At 67.2% G+C, this 15,441-nt stretch carries 25 protein-coding genes; 24 read left to right on the top strand and 1 reads right to left on the bottom strand.

The features are described from left to right. Positions 1-2 precede the first annotated feature (2 nt). The 23 genes from rplP (at position 3) to truA (ending at position 12,833) form a co-directional block, all read left to right on the top strand. Complete coding sequence (rplP, locus tag ACE1OA_RS14315; protein ID WP_015035580.1) at positions 3-422, top strand: 50S ribosomal protein L16; 420 nt, start codon at positions 3-5, stop codon at positions 420-422. Then, positions 422-646 (top strand): 50S ribosomal protein L29, encoded by a 225-nt coding sequence (gene rpmC / locus ACE1OA_RS14310; protein WP_147980754.1) that lies wholly within the window; start codon positions 422-424, stop codon positions 644-646. The genes rplP and rpmC overlap by 1 nt, the downstream gene beginning before the upstream one ends. Next, a complete protein-coding gene (gene rpsQ, locus ACE1OA_RS14305; protein WP_147980755.1) occupies positions 646-927 on the top strand; it encodes a 30S ribosomal protein S17 in 282 nt (93 codons plus the stop codon). The genes rpmC and rpsQ overlap by 1 nt, the downstream gene beginning before the upstream one ends. Positions 928-1,024: 97 nt before the next feature. Further along, positions 1,025-1,393 (top strand): 50S ribosomal protein L14, encoded by a 369-nt coding sequence (rplN, locus tag ACE1OA_RS14300; protein ID WP_003956455.1) that lies wholly within the window; start codon positions 1,025-1,027, stop codon positions 1,391-1,393. A gap of 2 nt (positions 1,394-1,395) precedes the next feature. After that, the gene (gene rplX, locus ACE1OA_RS14295; protein ID WP_015035583.1) at positions 1,396-1,707 is read left to right on the top strand and encodes a 50S ribosomal protein L24; all 312 of its coding nucleotides are present in this window, start codon (positions 1,396-1,398) and stop codon (positions 1,705-1,707) included. Beyond that, on the top strand, positions 1,704-2,261 hold the full coding sequence (gene rplE, locus ACE1OA_RS14290; protein WP_147980756.1) for a 50S ribosomal protein L5: 558 nt from the start codon (positions 1,704-1,706) through the stop codon (positions 2,259-2,261). Before rplX ends, rplE begins: the two co-directional genes overlap by 4 nt. Positions 2,262-2,266: 5 nt before the next feature. Beyond that, positions 2,267-2,452, top strand: coding sequence for a type Z 30S ribosomal protein S14 (locus ACE1OA_RS14285; RefSeq protein ID WP_003948630.1), 186 nt, complete (start codon positions 2,267-2,269; stop codon positions 2,450-2,452). 222 nt (positions 2,453-2,674) lie between these two features. Beyond that, entirely contained in the window at positions 2,675-3,073 is a 399-nt protein-coding gene (rpsH, locus tag ACE1OA_RS14280; RefSeq protein WP_015035585.1) for a 30S ribosomal protein S8, read from the top strand. 21 nt (positions 3,074-3,094) lie between these two features. Beyond that, on the top strand, positions 3,095-3,634 hold the full coding sequence (gene rplF, locus ACE1OA_RS14275; protein WP_147980758.1) for a 50S ribosomal protein L6: 540 nt from the start codon (positions 3,095-3,097) through the stop codon (positions 3,632-3,634). Between the two features lie 3 nt (positions 3,635-3,637). After that, positions 3,638-4,021 carry a 50S ribosomal protein L18 gene (gene rplR / locus ACE1OA_RS14270; RefSeq protein ID WP_147980759.1) on the top strand — a complete coding sequence of 128 codons (384 nt, stop codon included), beginning with the start codon at positions 3,638-3,640 and terminating at the stop codon, positions 4,019-4,021. Between the two features lie 45 nt (positions 4,022-4,066). After that, complete coding sequence (rpsE, locus tag ACE1OA_RS14265) at positions 4,067-4,669, top strand: 30S ribosomal protein S5 (RefSeq protein WP_015035588.1); 603 nt, start codon at positions 4,067-4,069, stop codon at positions 4,667-4,669. After that, positions 4,669-4,851, top strand: a complete 183-nt coding sequence (gene rpmD / locus ACE1OA_RS14260; protein WP_015035589.1) for a 50S ribosomal protein L30 — start codon at positions 4,669-4,671, stop codon at positions 4,849-4,851. The genes rpsE and rpmD overlap by 1 nt, the downstream gene beginning before the upstream one ends. Position 4,852: 1 nt before the next feature. Continuing rightward, positions 4,853-5,308 carry a 50S ribosomal protein L15 gene (gene rplO, locus ACE1OA_RS14255; RefSeq protein ID WP_147980760.1) on the top strand — a complete coding sequence of 152 codons (456 nt, stop codon included), beginning with the start codon at positions 4,853-4,855 and terminating at the stop codon, positions 5,306-5,308. A 212-nt stretch (positions 5,309-5,520) separates the two neighbouring features. Continuing rightward, a complete protein-coding gene (secY, locus tag ACE1OA_RS14250) occupies positions 5,521-6,840 on the top strand; it encodes a preprotein translocase subunit SecY (protein ID WP_356599636.1) in 1,320 nt (439 codons plus the stop codon). Further along, the gene (locus ACE1OA_RS14245) at positions 6,840-7,490 is read left to right on the top strand and encodes an adenylate kinase (protein ID WP_356599634.1); all 651 of its coding nucleotides are present in this window, start codon (positions 6,840-6,842) and stop codon (positions 7,488-7,490) included. Before secY ends, ACE1OA_RS14245 begins: the two co-directional genes overlap by 1 nt. Before the next feature lie 96 nt (positions 7,491-7,586). Continuing rightward, on the top strand, positions 7,587-8,423 hold the full coding sequence (map, locus tag ACE1OA_RS14240) for a type I methionyl aminopeptidase (protein ID WP_147981311.1): 837 nt from the start codon (positions 7,587-7,589) through the stop codon (positions 8,421-8,423). A 183-nt stretch (positions 8,424-8,606) separates the two neighbouring features. Continuing rightward, complete coding sequence (infA, locus tag ACE1OA_RS14235) at positions 8,607-8,828, top strand: translation initiation factor IF-1 (RefSeq protein WP_003956442.1); 222 nt, start codon at positions 8,607-8,609, stop codon at positions 8,826-8,828. 62 nt (positions 8,829-8,890) lie between these two features. Then, positions 8,891-9,004 (top strand): 50S ribosomal protein L36, encoded by a 114-nt coding sequence (gene rpmJ, locus ACE1OA_RS14230; protein ID WP_003956441.1) that lies wholly within the window; start codon positions 8,891-8,893, stop codon positions 9,002-9,004. Between the two features lie 186 nt (positions 9,005-9,190). Next, positions 9,191-9,571, top strand: a complete 381-nt coding sequence (rpsM, locus tag ACE1OA_RS14225) for a 30S ribosomal protein S13 (protein WP_005313488.1) — start codon at positions 9,191-9,193, stop codon at positions 9,569-9,571. Positions 9,572-9,637: 66 nt separating this feature from the next. Next, the gene (gene rpsK / locus ACE1OA_RS14220; protein ID WP_003956432.1) at positions 9,638-10,042 is read left to right on the top strand and encodes a 30S ribosomal protein S11; all 405 of its coding nucleotides are present in this window, start codon (positions 9,638-9,640) and stop codon (positions 10,040-10,042) included. Positions 10,043-10,169: 127 nt separating this feature from the next. After that, positions 10,170-11,192, top strand: coding sequence for a DNA-directed RNA polymerase subunit alpha (locus ACE1OA_RS14215; protein WP_003956430.1), 1,023 nt, complete (start codon positions 10,170-10,172; stop codon positions 11,190-11,192). 209 nt (positions 11,193-11,401) lie between these two features. Next, positions 11,402-11,887: a 50S ribosomal protein L17 gene (rplQ, locus tag ACE1OA_RS14210; RefSeq protein ID WP_147980763.1), complete on the top strand. Its 486-nt coding sequence runs from the start codon at positions 11,402-11,404 to the stop codon at positions 11,885-11,887. A gap of 88 nt (positions 11,888-11,975) precedes the next feature. Then, on the top strand, positions 11,976-12,833 hold the full coding sequence (gene truA, locus ACE1OA_RS14205; RefSeq protein ID WP_384869556.1) for a tRNA pseudouridine(38-40) synthase TruA: 858 nt from the start codon (positions 11,976-11,978) through the stop codon (positions 12,831-12,833). Here the strand turns inward: truA and ACE1OA_RS14200 are convergent. After that, positions 12,804-13,709 carry a hypothetical protein gene (locus tag ACE1OA_RS14200; protein WP_356599629.1) on the bottom strand — a complete coding sequence of 302 codons (906 nt, stop codon included), beginning with the start codon at positions 13,707-13,709 and terminating at the stop codon, positions 12,804-12,806. The two genes, truA and ACE1OA_RS14200, sit on opposite strands and share 30 nt — an antisense overlap. Before the next feature lie 47 nt (positions 13,710-13,756). Here ACE1OA_RS14200 and ACE1OA_RS14195 point away from each other — a divergent pair, with 47 nt between their 5' ends. Then, positions 13,757-15,388, top strand: coding sequence for an ATP-binding cassette domain-containing protein (locus ACE1OA_RS14195; protein ID WP_356599627.1), 1,632 nt, complete (start codon positions 13,757-13,759; stop codon positions 15,386-15,388). Positions 15,389-15,441: the final 53 nt, after the last annotated feature.

Genomic DNA, 15,441 nt, shown 5'->3' with positions numbered 1-15,441 from the left:
AAATGCTGATCCCCCGTAGGGTCAAGCACCGTAAGCAGCACCACCCGAAGCGCAGCGGTATGTCCAAGGGTGGTACGCAGGTCGCGTTCGGCGAGTACGGCATTCAGGCCCTCACTCCGGCGTACGTGACCAACCGCCAGATCGAGGCGGCCCGTATCGCGATGACCCGCCACATCAAGCGTGGCGGCAAGGTCTGGATCAACATCTACCCGGACCGCCCCCTCACCAAGAAGCCCGCCGAGACCCGCATGGGTTCCGGTAAGGGTTCGCCCGAGTGGTGGATCGCGAACGTCAAGCCCGGTCGGGTCATGTTCGAGCTGTCCTACCCGAACGAGAAGATCGCGCGCGAGGCCCTGACCCGTGCGGCTCACAAGCTGCCGATGAAGTGCAAGATCGTTAAGCGCGAAGCAGGTGAGCTGTGATGACTGCCGGTACCAAGGCGTCCGAGCTGCGCGAGCTGGGCAACGAGGAGCTTCTCAACAAGCTCCGCGAGGCCAAGGAAGAGCTGTTCAACCTCCGCTTCCAGGCGGCGACGGGCCAGCTCGAGAACCACGGTCGGCTCAAGTCCGTCCGTAAGGACATCGCCCGGATCTACACCCTGATGCGCGAGCGCGAGCTGGGCATCGAGACGGTGGAGAACGCCTGATGAGCGAGAACAACGTGACTGAGAAGACCGAGCGCAACGCCCGCAAGGTCCGTGAGGGCCTCGTCGTCAGCGACAAGATGGACAAGACCGTCGTCGTCGCTGTCGAGGACCGCGTCAAGCACGCGCTGTACGGCAAGGTGATCCGCCGTACCAACAAGCTCAAGGCTCACGACGAGCAGAACGCTGCCGGCGTCGGCGACCGCGTCCTCCTGATGGAGACGCGCAAGCTGTCCGCCTCGAAGCACTGGCGCGTCGTCGAGATCCTCGAGAAGGCCAAGTAATTACTCGAGGGGTTTCCCTCGGGTCAGTTCCGCCAGGCTCGGCCGGGGCTTCCTCTGAAGCCCCGGCCGGGAACCGGCAGACAATCAGGAGATAGACGTGATCCAGCAGGAGTCGCGACTGCGTGTCGCCGACAACACTGGTGCCAAGGAGATCCTTTGCATCCGTGTTCTCGGTGGTTCCGGTCGCCGCTACGCGGGCATCGGTGACGTCATCGTCGCCACCGTCAAGGACGCGATCCCCGGTGGCAACGTGAAGAAGGGTGACGTCGTCAAGGCGGTCATCGTTCGCACCGTGAAGGAGCGCCGCCGCCAGGACGGCTCGTACATCCGCTTCGACGAGAACGCCGCTGTCATTCTCAAGAACGACGGCGACCCTCGTGGCACCCGTATCTTCGGCCCGGTCGGCCGTGAGCTGCGCGAGAAGAAGTTCATGAAGATCATCTCGCTCGCGCCGGAGGTGCTGTAAGCATGAAGATCAAGAAGGGCGACCTGGTCCAGGTCATCACCGGTAAGGACAAGGGCAAGCAGGGCAAGGTCATCACGGCCTTCCCCCGCGAGAACCGCGTCCTCGTCGAGGGTGTCAACCGGGTCAAGAAGCACACCAAGGCCGGCCCCTCGCAGGCCGGTGGCATCGTCACGACCGAGGCCCCTGTCCACGTGAGCAACGTTCAGCTCGTCGTGGAGAAGGACGGCAAGAAGGTCGTCACGCGCGTCGGTTACCGCTTCGACGACGAGGGCAACAAGATCCGCGTTGCCAAGCGGACGGGTGAGGACATCTGATGGCTACCACCACTCCGCGTCTCAAGACGAAGTACCGCGAGGAGATCGCGGGCAAGCTGCGTGAGGAGTTCTCCTACGAGAACGTCATGCAGGTTCCCGGCCTCGTGAAGATCGTGGTCAACATGGGTGTCGGCGACGCCGCCCGTGACTCGAAGCTCATGGACGGTGCCGTCCGTGACCTCACCACGATCACCGGTCAGAAGCCGGCCATCACCAAGGCTCGGAAGTCCATCGCGCAGTTCAAGCTGCGTGAGGGTCAGCCGATCGGTGCGCACGTCACCCTCCGTGGCGACCGCATGTGGGAGTTCCTGGACCGCACCCTGTCGCTCGCGCTTCCGCGCATCCGCGACTTCCGTGGTCTGTCCCCCAAGCAGTTCGACGGCCGTGGCAACTACACCTTCGGTCTCACGGAGCAGGTCATGTTCCACGAGATCGACCAGGACAAGATCGACCGTGTCCGGGGTATGGACATCACCGTGGTGACCACGGCGACCAACGACGACGAGGGCCGTGCCCTTCTGCGTCACCTCGGCTTCCCGTTCAAGGAGGCGTAAGCGAGATGGCGAAGAAGGCTCTCATCGCGAAGGCTGCCCGCAAGCCCAAGTTCGGCGTGCGCGGCTACACGCGCTGCCAGCGCTGTGGTCGTCCCCACTCCGTGTACCGCAAGTTCGGCCTGTGCCGCGTGTGCCTTCGTGAGATGGCTCACCGTGGCGAGCTGCCGGGCGTGACCAAGAGCTCCTGGTAACTCCCTTCCGTCCACTGGACGTTAGGGGCAACAGGAGTCTCTCGGTAAGCATTGGGTCGGCGGAAGCCCACCCCCGCATGCCTTAGGCTAGTGGGGTTGGGCGTCCGCCGCCCGTACGACTTACTACGCCGTAGGTCCCCGCGCCGCACCCGTCCCGCCCCTGTGTGGGGAGAGGGATGGCGCATACAGGAAACCCCGGCGAGAGAGGCCGAAGGCCAATTCATGACCATGACTGATCCGATCGCAGACATGCTCACGCGTCTGCGTAACGCGAACTCGGCGTACCACGACTCCGTGACGATGCCGCACAGCAAGATCAAGTCTCACATCGCGGAAATCCTCCAGCAGGAGGGCTTCATCACGGGCTGGAAGGTAGAGGACGCCGAGGTCGGCAAGAACCTCGTCCTCGAGCTCAAGTTCGGTCCGAACCGTGAGCGCTCCATCGCGGGCATCAAGCGGATCTCGAAGCCGGGCCTCCGGGTTTACGCGAAGTCCACCAACCTGCCGAAGGTCCTCGGCGGCCTGGGCGTGGCGATCATCTCCACGTCCCACGGTCTCCTGACCGGCCAGCAGGCAGGCAAGAAGGGCGTAGGTGGGGAAGTCCTCGCCTACGTCTGGTAGTCGGGAACGGAGGAATAGCTAATGTCGCGTATTGGCAAGCTGCCTATCCAGGTTCCCGCCGGCGTGGACGTCACCATCGATGGCCGCACGGTCACGGTCAAGGGTTCCAAGGGCACCCTGACCCACACCGTCGCCGCGCCGATCGAGGTCGCTAAGGGCGAGGACGGCGTTCTGTCCGTCACCCGCCCGAACGACGAGCGTCAGAACAAGGCCCTTCACGGCCTGTCCCGCACGCTGGTGGCCAACATGATCACCGGTGTGACCCAGGGGTACGTGAAGGCGCTCGAGATCAGCGGTGTCGGTTACCGCGTGGCCGCGAAGGGCTCCGGTCTGGAGTTCCAGCTCGGCTACAGCCACCCGATCCTGATCGAGGCGCCCGAGGGCATCGCGTTCAAGGTCGAGTCGCCGACGAAGTTCTCGGTCGAGGGCATCGACAAGCAGAAGGTCGGCGAGGTCGCGGCGAACATCCGCAAGCTGCGGAAGCCCGACCCGTACAAGGCCAAGGGCGTCAAGTACGCCGGCGAGGTCATCCGCCGCAAGGTCGGAAAGGCTGGTAAGTAAGCCATGGCATACGGTGTGAAGATCGCCAAGGGCGACGCTTACAAGCGTGCCGCCAAGGCGCGCCGCCACATCCGCATCCGCAAGAACGTGTCGGGTACGGCGGAGCGTCCGCGCCTCGTCGTGACGCGTTCCAACCGCGGTATCACCGCTCAGGTCATCGACGACCTCAAGGGTCACACCCTTGCGTCCGCGTCGAACCTGGACGCGTCGATCCGTGGCGGCGAGGGTGACAAGTCCGCGCAGGCCAAGCAGGTCGGCGCTCTCGTCGCCGAGCGCGCCAAGGCCGCCGGTGTCGATGCCGTCGTGTTCGACCGTGGTGGCAACAGGTACGCCGGGCGCATTGCCGCTCTGGCTGACGCCGCCCGCGAAGCCGGGCTGAAGTTCTAAGCCCCGGTTCCGGGACTAACGGACGTAACAGAGAGAGGTAATCCAATGGCTGGACCCCAGCGCCGCGGAAGCGGTGCCGGTGGCGGCGAGCGGCGGGACCGGAAGGGTCGCGACGGTGGCGCTGCCGCCGAGAAGACCGCGTACGTTGAGCGCGTTGTCGCGATCAACCGCGTCGCCAAGGTTGTCAAGGGCGGTCGCCGCTTCAGCTTCACCGCGCTGGTCGTGGTGGGCGACGGTGACGGCACCGTAGGTGTCGGTTACGGCAAGGCCAAGGAAGTTCCCGCGGCCATCGCCAAGGGTGTCGAGGAAGCCAAGAAGAACTTCTTCAAGGTTCCGCGCATCCAGGGCACCATCCCTCACCCGATCCAGGGCGAGAAGGCCGCGGGCGTCGTCCTGCTCAAGCCGGCTTCCCCCGGTACCGGCGTCATCGCCGGTGGCCCGGTGCGTGCCGTGCTCGAGTGCGCCGGCGTTCACGACATCCTGTCGAAGTCGCTCGGCTCCGACAACGCCATCAACATCGTGCACGCGACCGTGGAGGCCCTGAAGGGCCTGCAGCGTCCCGAGGAGATCGCGGCTCGCCGTGGTCTGCCCCTCGAGGACGTCGCTCCCGCGGCTCTGCTTCGTGCGCGTGCCGGGGCGGGTGCGTAATGGCTCGCCTCAAGGTCACGCAGACGAAGTCGTACATCGGCAGCAAGCAGAACCACCGCGACACCCTGCGTTCGCTCGGCCTGAAGAAGGTCAACGACGTGGTTGTCAAGGAGGACCGCCCCGAGTTCCGCGGCATGGTGCACACCGTCCGCCACCTCGTGACGGTTGAGGAGGTTGACTGACATGGCGGAGAACAGCCCGCTGAAGGCCCACAACCTCCGGCCTGCCCCGGGCGCCAAGACCGCCAAGACCCGTGTGGGTCGTGGTGAGGCGTCCAAGGGTAAGACCGCTGGTCGTGGTACCAAGGGTACGAAGGCCCGTTACCAGGTTCCGGAGCGCTTCGAGGGTGGGCAGATGCCCCTCCACATGCGTCTTCCGAAGCTCAAGGGCTTCAAGAACCCGTTCCGCACCGAGTACCAGGTCGTGAACCTGGACAAGCTCGGCGCTCTCTACCCCGAGGGTGGAGAGGTCACGGTGGCCGACCTGGTCGCCAAGGGCGCGGTGCGCAAGAACAGCCTCGTCAAGGTGCTCGGCACCGGTGAGGTCTCCGTGGCGCTGCAGGTGACGGTCGACGCCGTCTCCGGCTCCGCCAAGGAGAAGATCGCCGCCGCCGGCGGCACCGTCACCGAGCTCGTCTGAGACGACTCGATGGCCTGAACATCCGACCGGGGATGCCTCTCAAATGGGGCATCCCCGGTTGGTCGTTCCTAGGGGGGCATGGTCGCCGGTAAGGTGGCGTGCATGTCTAGGCTCCGTGCGGTATGCCCGCGCGGTTTTCGTGACTCGTATCTACTCGTCGAACCTCAAGACCGTCACCTCTGACGCATAGCGCGGGGGTCGCAGGAGGCACCGTGCTCACCGCGTTCGCCCGGGCGTTCAAGACGCCCGACCTGCGCAAGAAGCTGCTCTTCACACTCGGCATCATCGTGCTGTACCGCCTCGGGGCACACATCCCCGTGCCGGGCGTCAGCTACAAGGCCGTCCAGCAGTGCGTGGACCAGGCGAGTCAGGGCAACAACTCCCTGTTCGGCCTGGTGAACATGTTCAGTGGCGGCGCGCTGCTGCAGATCACCATCTTCGCGCTCGGCATCATGCCGTACATCACGGCGAGCATCATCCTGCAGCTGCTGACCGTCGTGATCCCGCGCCTGGAAGCCCTCAAGAAGGAGGGGCAGTCCGGCACGGCAAAGATCACGCAGTACACGCGCTACCTGACGATCGCCCTCGCCATCCTCCAGGGCACCGGCCTCGTCGCGACCGCGCGCACCGGCGCGCTGTTCAGCGGCTGCACGGTCGCCAACCAGGTCGTGCCCGACCAGTCCATCTTCATCACCGCCACGATGGTCATCACGATGACCGCCGGCACCGCGGTGGTCATGTGGCTCGGTGAGCTCGTCACCGACCGCGGCATCGGCAACGGCATGTCGATCCTGATGTTCATCTCGATCGCCGCCGGCTTCCCGGGCGCCCTGTGGGCCATCAAGGAGAGCGGCAAGCTCGCCAAGGGCTGGATCGAGTTCGGCACCGTCATCCTGATCGGCTTCGTGATGGTGGCGCTCGTCGTCTTCGTCGAGCAGGCGCAGCGACGCATCCCCGTGCAGTACGCGAAGCGGATGATCGGCCGCAGGTCCTACGGCGGAACGTCCACTTATATCCCTCTCAAGGTGAACCAGGCAGGTGTGATTCCTGTCATCTTCGCCTCGTCGCTGCTCTACATCCCGGCCTTGATCGCGCAGTTCTCGAACTCCACCGCGGGCTGGAAAACCTGGATCGAAGCCCACTTCGTCAAGGGTGACCACCCCTACTACATCGCGACGTACTTCCTCCTGATCGTGTTCTTCGCCTTCTTCTACGTGGCGATCTCGTTCAACCCCGAGGAAGTCGCCGACAACATGAAGAAGTATGGTGGCTTCATCCCGGGTATCCGGGCTGGTCGACCTACTGCCGAGTACCTGAGCTACGTGCTCAACCGGATCACTTGGCCGGGCTCGCTGTATCTGGGTCTGATCGCTCTTGTGCCGACGATGGCGTTGGCAGGCTTCGGTGGCGCCAATGCCAACTTCCCCTTCGGTGGGACGAGCATCCTCATCATCGTGGGTGTGGGGCTGGAGACCGTGAAGCAGATCGAGAGCCAGCTCCAGCAGCGCAATTACGAAGGGTTCCTCCGCTGATGCGAATCGTCCTCGTCGGACCGCCCGGGGCCGGCAAGGGTACGCAGGCCGCGTTCCTTGCCAAGAACCTGGACATCCCGCACATCTCCACGGGTGACCTGTTCCGCGCCAACATCAGTCAGGGCACGGAGCTGGGACTCAAGGCCAAGGCGTACATGGACGCCGGCGACCTTGTCCCGGACGAGGTAACCATCGGGATGGCCAAGGACCGCATGGAGCAGGCGGACGCCGCCAACGGCTTCCTGCTGGACGGGTTCCCGCGCAACGTGGCCCAGGCCGAGGCTCTGGATGTGGTCCTCAAGGCAGAGGACATGCAGCTGGACGCGGTCCTGGACCTGGAGGTCCCCGAGGACGAGGTCGTGAAGCGGATCGCGGGTCGCCGCATCTGCCGCAACGACAGCGCGCACGTCTTCCACGTCACCTACACCCCGCCGAAGGCGGAGGGCGTCTGTGACGTGTGCGGCGGCGAGCTCTACCAGCGTGACGACGACTCCGAGACGACGGTCCGCCGTCGCCTGGAGGTCTACCACACCCAGACCGAGCCGATCATCGACTACTACCGGGCGCAGAACCTGGTCGTGACGATCTCGGCGCTCGGCAAGGTGGACGAGGTCACGGCGCGGGCGATGGCCGCGCTGAAGAAGAGCTGACCCACACACCACGGATACGGCCGCGGTGCCCCTCGGGGCGCCGCGGCCGTATCGTTGTTATGTCTCGTGTACTCGTATGGAAAGGCCCCCGCCACGATGGTGCAGATCAAGACCCCCGAGCAGATCGCGAAGATGCGTGAGGCGGGGCTGGTCGTCGCCGCCATCCACGCGGCGACCCGCGAGGCGGCTGTGCCCGGGTCGACGACGAAGGACCTGGACGAGGTCGCGCGCAAGGTGATCGCGGACCACGGCGCGAAATCGAACTTCCTGGGGTACGGCGGCTTTCCCGCGACGATCTGCACCTCGGTGAACGAGGTCGTCGTGCACGGCATCCCGGACGAGAAGACCGTCCTCAAGGACGGCGACATCATCTCCATCGACTGCGGCGCGATCATCGACGGCTGGCACGGTGACGCGGCCTACACCGCGTTCGTCGGCTCGGGTCACGCTCCGGAGCTCATCGAGCTCTCCCGGGTGACCGAGGAGTCGATGTGGGCCGGTATCGCCGCCATGAAGAACGGCAACCGCCTGGTGGACATCTCGCGCGCCATCGAGACGTACATCCGGCGCCAGCCCAAGCCCGGCGGCGGCAAGTACGGCATCGTCGAGGACTACGGCGGCCACGGCATCGGCACCGAGATGCACATGGACCCGCACCTGCTGAACTACGTCTCGCGCAAGCGGGGCAAGGGCCCCAGGCTGGTCCCCGGCTTCTGCCTGGCGATCGAGCCCATGGTGTCCCTGGGCACGCCGCGCACCGAGGTCCTCTCGGACGACTGGACGGTCATCACCACGGACGGGACCTGGTCCTCCCACTGGGAGCACTCGGTCGCCGTGACGGAGGCCGGACCGCTGGTGCTCACGGCCCCCGACGGCGGCAAGGCGAAGCTCGCGGAGCTGGGCGTCACCGCGGCGCCCGACCCGCTGGCGTAGCCCCGCCGCACCCCTGGTTTCTACGGTGCGGCTCCTTGCGTAAGGATCTTCCGAGGTGGGCAAACTTCCCGGATTCGTCTTTTCCAAGGGGCTGACGTAGACTGATGCGTCGGCTCTCGTGTACCCGTGTGTCCGCATACGGCGGCGAGAGTCGATCAAGGTAGCCGATTCGAAAGGCGAAGCGTGGCCAAGAAGCAAGGTGCCATCGAAATCGAGGGCACCGTGATCGAGTCCCTCCCGAACGCCATGTTCAAGGTGGAGCTCCAGAACGGTCACAAGGTCCTCGCGCACATCTCCGGCAAGATGCGGATGCACTACATCCGAATCCTTCCGGACGACCGGGTCGTGGTGGAGCTCTCTCCCTATGACCTGACGCGTGGCCGGATCGTCTACCGGTACAAGTAGATCTTGCCCGCACCCCGCCTCCGGCGCGGGTGGTGGCACTGACCCGGAGAACCTCACATCCCATGAAGGTCAAGCCGAGCGTCAAGAAGATCTGCGACAAGTGCAAGGTGATCCGCCGTCACGGCCGGGTCATGGTCATCTGCGACAACCTGCGCCACAAGCAGCGCCAGGGCTGACGCACGCCGACCGACCTGCACCTCCGCAGTTCTTCGCGCGACGCAAGCAATTCGTACATAAGCAGAGCCCGCCCAGCCCGCAAGGGTCGGCGGCACCTCCGGCGGGGGCCGGGGACCCGATTCGTACCTCATACGGCGGTCGGGAGTGGCTTTGCGGAAGACCCCCGAACACACAGGAGCCATTGAATGGCACGCGTTTCCGGTGTTGACATCCCGCGCGAAAAGCGTGTGGAGATCGCACTCACCTACGTCTTCGGTATCGGGCGTACCCGGTCCAAGGAGATCCTCGCCTCCACCGGTGTGAACCCGAACACCCGCGTTCGTGACCTGGCCGAAGAGGACCTGGTCAAGATCCGCGAGTACGTGGACGCCAACCTCCAGACCGAGGGCGACCTCCGCCGCGAGATCCAGGGCGACATCCGCCGCAAGATCGAGATCCAGTGCTACCAGGGCATCCGCCACCGTCGTGGCCTGCCGGTACACGGTCAGCGCACCAGCACGAACGCCCGTACCCGTAAGGGCCCGCGTCGCGCCATCGCCGGCAAGAAGAAGCCGGGCAAGAAGTAGTCCTCAGCGGACGCTTGACCATGCGGTCTTCGCTGTAGGACCGACCACCTCCCGTAGGAGTAATAGATGCCCCCCAAGGGTCGTCAGGGCGCTGCCAAGAAGGTGCGCCGCAAGGAAAAGAAGAACGTCGCTCACGGCCACGCGCACATCAAGAGCACGTTCAACAACACGATCGTCTCGATCACGGACCCGTCCGGCAACGTGATCTCCTGGGCCTCCGCCGGCCACGTCGGCTTCAAGGGCTCGCGTAAGTCGACTCCGTTCGCCGCGCAGATGGCCGCCGAGTCGGCCGCCCGCCGCGCGCAGGAGCACGGCATGCGCAAGGTCGACGTCTTCGTGAAGGGTCCGGGCTCCGGCCGCGAGACCGCGATCCGTTCCCTCCAGGCCACGGGCCTCGAGGTCGGTTCGATCCAGGACGTCACCCCCACGCCGCACAACGGTTGCCGTCCCCCCAAGCGCCGCCGCGTCTGACGCACGGCTGCTTGACACAGGCTTCGGGCGGTACGGCTCTTCGGGGGCGTGCCGCCCGTACCCTTGCAGTACCAGCAGTACCTCAGGGCATCAAATAGTGGGTGTCCATGACTGAAGGATTCACAACATGCTGATCGCTCAGCGTCCCTCGCTGACCGAAGAGGTCGTCGACGAATACCGCTCGCGGTTCGTCATCGAGCCGCTGGAGCCGGGCTTCGGCTACACGCTCGGCAACAGCCTCCGTCGTACGCTCCTCTCCTCGATCCCGGGTGCGGCCGTCACGTCCATCCGCATCGACGGTGTCCTGCACGAGTTCACCACCGTGCCGGGCGTCAAGGAGGACGTCACCGACCTCATCCTCAACATCAAGCAGCTGGTCGTCTCCTCCGAGCACGACGAGCCGGTCGTGATGTACCTGCGCAAGCAGGGTCCCGGCCTGGTCACCGCTGCCGACATCGCCCCGCCGGCCGGTGTCGAGGTGCACAACCCGGACCTGGTCCTCGCCACGCTCAACGGCAAGGGCAAGCTGGAGATGGAGCTGACCGTCGAGCGCGGTCGCGGCTACGTCTCCGCCGTCCAGAACAAGCAGGTGGGCCAGGAGATCGGCCGTATCCCGGTCGACTCCATCTACTCGCCGGTGCTCAAGGTCACGTACAAGGTCGAGGCGACCCGTGTCGAGCAGCGCACCGACTTCGACAAGCTGATCGTCGACGTCGAGACCAAGCAGGCCATGCGCCCGCGTGACGCCATGGCGTCCGCCGGCAAGACCCTGGTCGAGCTGTTCGGTCTGGCGCGCGAGCTCAACATCGACGCCGAGGGCATCGACATGGGCCCGTCCCCGACGGACGCCGCCCTGGCCGCCGACCTGGCGCTGCCGATCGAGGAGCTCGAGCTCACCGTTCGTTCGTACAACTGCCTCAAGCGCGAGGGCATCCACTCCGTGGGTGAGCTCGTGGCGCGTTCCGAGGCCGACCTGCTCGACATCCGCAACTTCGGTGCGAAGTCGATCGACGAGGTCAAGGCGAAGCTGGCCGGCATGGGCCTGGCCCTCAAGGACAGCCCGCCCGGATTCGACCCGACCGCCGCCGCCGACGCCTTCGGCGCCGACGACGACGCGGACGCGGGCTTCGTCGAGACCGAGCAGTACTAGTCGCTCCGTCGCCGGGGACCGGGACCCTTCGGGGTTCCGGCCCCCGGTGCGACGGACGGCTCACCCGGCTCCGGCCGGGACGACAGACCTCCGGGGCCTCACGGCCCCGGGTTTCCGGGTTGCGCCCGGATCTCCGTCGGGCAGACCGCCCGCGCGGACACTGACACCGGTACCTCACACGGCCGGTGCAGATCACAAGGAGAAACACCATGCCGCGTCCCACCAAGGGTGCCCGCCTCGGCGGCAGCGCCGCTCACGAGCGTCTGCTGCTTGCCAACCTGGCGAAGTCGCTCTTCGAGCACGGCCGCATCACCACGACCGAGGCCAAGGCCCGCCGCCTGCGTCCGGTCGCCGAGCGCCTGATCACCAAGGCGAAGAAGGGCGACATCCACAACCGTCGCCTGGTGCTGCAGACGATCACCGACAAGGGCATCGTCCACACCCTCTTCACCGAGATCGCGCCGCGCTACTCCGAGCGCCCGGGTGGCTACACCCGCATCACCAAGATCGGCAACCGTCGTGGCGACAACGCCCCGATGGCCGTGATCGAGCTGGTCGAGGGCGAGATCGCCAAGAAGGCGACCGTCGCCGAGGCCGAGGCCGCCGCCAAGCGCGCGGTCAAGGAGGCCGACGAGGCCAAGGTCGAGGAGACCAAGGCCGAGGACGCTCCGGCCGAGGAGTCGAAGGACGCGTAAGCGTTCCGACGTTTCTCGTGGGCGGGCCCGTACCCCTGGGGGTACGGGCCCGCTTCCGCGTGCACAGGGTTCTGAGAGGATTTTCCGCGTGAGCGATGACGTGCAGCCCGGTTTCGTACGAGTCCGGCTCGACCTGTCCTACGACGGCAGGGACTTCTCCGGATGGGCCAAGCAGGCCCACGGGCGGCGGACCGTCCAGGGCGACATCGAGGACGCCCTGCGCACGGTGACCCGGTCCCAGGAGACGTACGAGCTGACCGTCGCCGGCCGTACCGACGCCGGTGTGCACGCCCGCGGTCAGGTCGCGCACGTCGACCTGCCGGTGGAGCTGTGGGCCGAGCACCACGACAAGCTGCTGCGCCGGCTCGCCGGGCGGTTGTCCCACGACGTGCGGATCCGGCGGGTGAGCGAGGCCCCCAGCGGCTTCAACGCCCGCTTCTCCGCAGTCTGGCGCCGCTACGCCTACCGCGTCACCGACGCCCCCGGCGGTGTCGACCCGCTGCTGCGCGGGCACGTCCTGTGGCACGACTGGGCCCTAGACATGGACGCGATGAACGCCGCCGCCGAGCGCCTCGTCGGCGAGCACGACTTCGCCGCCTACTGCAGGAAGCGCGAGGGCGCGACCACCATCCGCACCCTCCAGGAGCTGCGCTGGGAGCGGCGCGCGGACGGCGTCCTCGAAGCCACCGTGAAGGCCGACGCCTTCTGCCACAACATGGTCCGCTCGCTGGTCGGCGCGCTGCTCTTCGTGGGCGACGGGCACCGCCCGGTCGACTGGCCGGGCAAGGTGCTGGCCGCCGGTGTGCGGGACTCCGCCGTGCACGTCGTACGGCCGCACGGCCTCACGCTCGAAGAGGTCGGCTACCCCGCCGACGAGTTCCTGGCCGCCCGGAACCTGGAGGCCAGGAACAAGCGGTCACTCCCCGGGAGCGCCGGCTGCTGCTGAGGCCTGCGCCCGGCCGCGGGCGTAGATCTGGTTGAAGGCGAAGGAGTTCACGTCGTCGCTGGTCTGGAAGATCGGCTTGTCGGCCATCGTGACCTTCCTGCCGTCGGTGAAGCCCGCCTGGGTGAAGTAGGCGTACCGGCCGATCGAGTTCGCGCGGCGCAGGCAGACGGTGGCGCGGCAGAAGTCGCCGACGCCCGCGCCGGCCAGCGGGGCGATGCCTCCGCCGGCCTGGTTCTTCGCCTTCAGGGCCTCCGCCTCGGTGGAGAAGACGGCCACGCCGACGGTGATCGCGACCCCGTCCTTCACGTAGGTGGCGCGGATCACCCGGTCGCAGCCGTTGCGCTTCAGCACCCCGCCCAGCGCGCCCGTCGTGACGCTCGCGCAGTTCGTCGTGGAGGAGGTCGCGCCCTTCTTGTACTCGCGCCCGCTCATCGTCAGCTTCTTGCCCGGGAAGAGGCCCTCGGCGCTGAGCGGGGCCTTGTCCTTCGCCTCGCTGGCGATGAAGTCCCTGGGGTTGGGCGGGGGCGGCGGAGCGACCGAGGAGAAGGTCGGGCCGGGCGTGGGGGAGCCGCTCGGGGCGGCGGACCCGGTGGGGGTGGGCGAGCCGTTCTTGCCGGCCTCGTCGTCCGTGCCGCCGCTGCTGACCACGGCGGTCGCGACGATCGCGCCGACGGCGAGGGTCGCCAGCGCGCCGCCGCCGATCGTCAGCCAGCGCTTGCGGCGGCTACGGGCGGCCGAGGCGTCGGCGAGAGCGCCCCAGTCCGGTGTCTGCGGCGCCTGGGCCCCCGGGAAGGGGTCGGGCTGCTGCCAGCTCTCGCGCTGCTGTCCGTTCGGCTGCTGCGGCTGCTGCGGCCACTGCGGTCCCCCAAAGCTCATGCCGCGCATCCTAAACCGGTTGGGGGAGAGCGCGGTCGGCGGCGACAATGCCCCTCATGGGACATGTCGAGGTCGCGCATCTGGAGTACTACCTTCCGGACGGGAGGGTGCTTCTCGCCGACGCCTCCTTCCGGGTGGGGGAGGGGGCGGTGGTCGCCCTGGTCGGCGCCAACGGCGCCGGGAAGACCACGCTGCTCCGGATGATCTCCGGTGAGCTCCAGCCGCACGGCGGCACCGTCACCGTCGGCGGCGGTCTCGGCGTGATGCCGCAGTTCGTCGGCTCGGTGCGGGACGACCGCACCGTCCGCGACCTGCTGGTCTCCGTGGCGCAGCCGCGGATCCGGGAGGCGGCGAAGGCGGTCGACGAGGCCGAGCACCTGATCATGACCGTCGACGACGAGGCCGCGCAGATGAGGTACGCGCAGGCCCTCAGCGACTGGGCGGAGGTCCAGGGCTACGAGGCCGAGACCGTCTGGGACATGTGCACCATGGCGGCGCTCGGCGTCCCTTACGAGAAGGCGCAGTTCCGCGAGGTGCGCACGCTCAGCGGCGGCGAGCAGAAGCGGCTGGTCCTGGAGTCCCTGCTGAGGGGCACGGACGAGGTGCTGCTGCTCGACGAGCCGGACAACTACCTGGACGTCCCCGGCAAGCGGTGGCTGGAGGAGCGGCTGCGGGAGACCCGCAAGACCGTGCTCTTCATCTCCCACGACCGGGAGCTGCTGGCCCGGGCCGCGGAGAAGATCGTCGCGGTCGAGCCCGGCCCCGCCGGCTCGGACGTGTGGGTGCACGGCGGCGGCTTCGACACCTTCCACGAGGCGCGGCGCGAGCGGTTCGCGCGCTTCGAGGAGCTGAAGCGGCGCTGGGAGGAGAAGCACGCGCAGCTGAAGAAGCTGGTGGTCAACCTGCGCCAGGCGGCGGCGGTGAGCCACGAGATGGCGTCCCGGTACGCGGCGGCCCAGACCCGGCTGCGGAAGTTCGAGGAGGCGGGCCCGCCCCCGGAGCCGCCGCGCGAGCAGGACATCCGGATGCGGCTGCGCGGCGGACGTACCGGCGTGCGCGCCGTGACCTGCGAGAACCTTGAGCTGACGGGGCTGATGAAGCCGTTCTCGCTGGAGATCTTCTACGGTGAGCGGGTGGCGGTCCTCGGCTCGAACGGCTCCGGGAAGTCGCACTTCCTGCGGCTGCTCGCGGGCGACCCGTCGGTCGCGCACACGGGCCTGTGGAAGACGGGCGCGCGGGTCGTCCCCGGCCACTTCGCCCAGACCCACGCCCACCCGGAGCTGCAGGGCCGCTCCCTGGTGGACATCCTGTGGTCGGAGCACGCCAAGGACCGGGGCGGGGCGATGTCGGTGCTGCGGCGCTACGAGCTGGAGGCGCAGGGCGACCAGCCCTTCGAGAAGCTCTCCGGCGGCCAGCAGGCCCGCTTTCAGATCCTGCTCCTGGAGCTCTCGGGCACCACGGCGCTGCTGCTCGACGAGCCGACCGACAACCTGGACCTGGAGTCCGCGGAGGCGCTCCAGGACGGCCTGGAGTCCTACGAGGGCACGGTCCTGGCGGTCACCCACGACCGCTGGTTCGCGAAGACCTTCGACCGCTACCTGGTCTTCGGCTCGGACGGGGTCGTACGGGAGACGAGCGAGCCGGTCTGGGACGAGCGCCGGGTCGAGCGGGCGCGGTAGCGTCGGCGCGTTTTGACCCGTCCGGGGTGGCGCGGGTACTGTTGCGGTTTGTT

The sequence above is a fragment of the Streptomyces sp. JL2001 genome (assembly GCF_050917515.1).
Lineage (GTDB): Bacteria > Actinomycetota > Actinomycetes > Streptomycetales > Streptomycetaceae > Streptomyces.
This window is presented reverse-complemented; position numbering and strand designations above follow the sequence as displayed.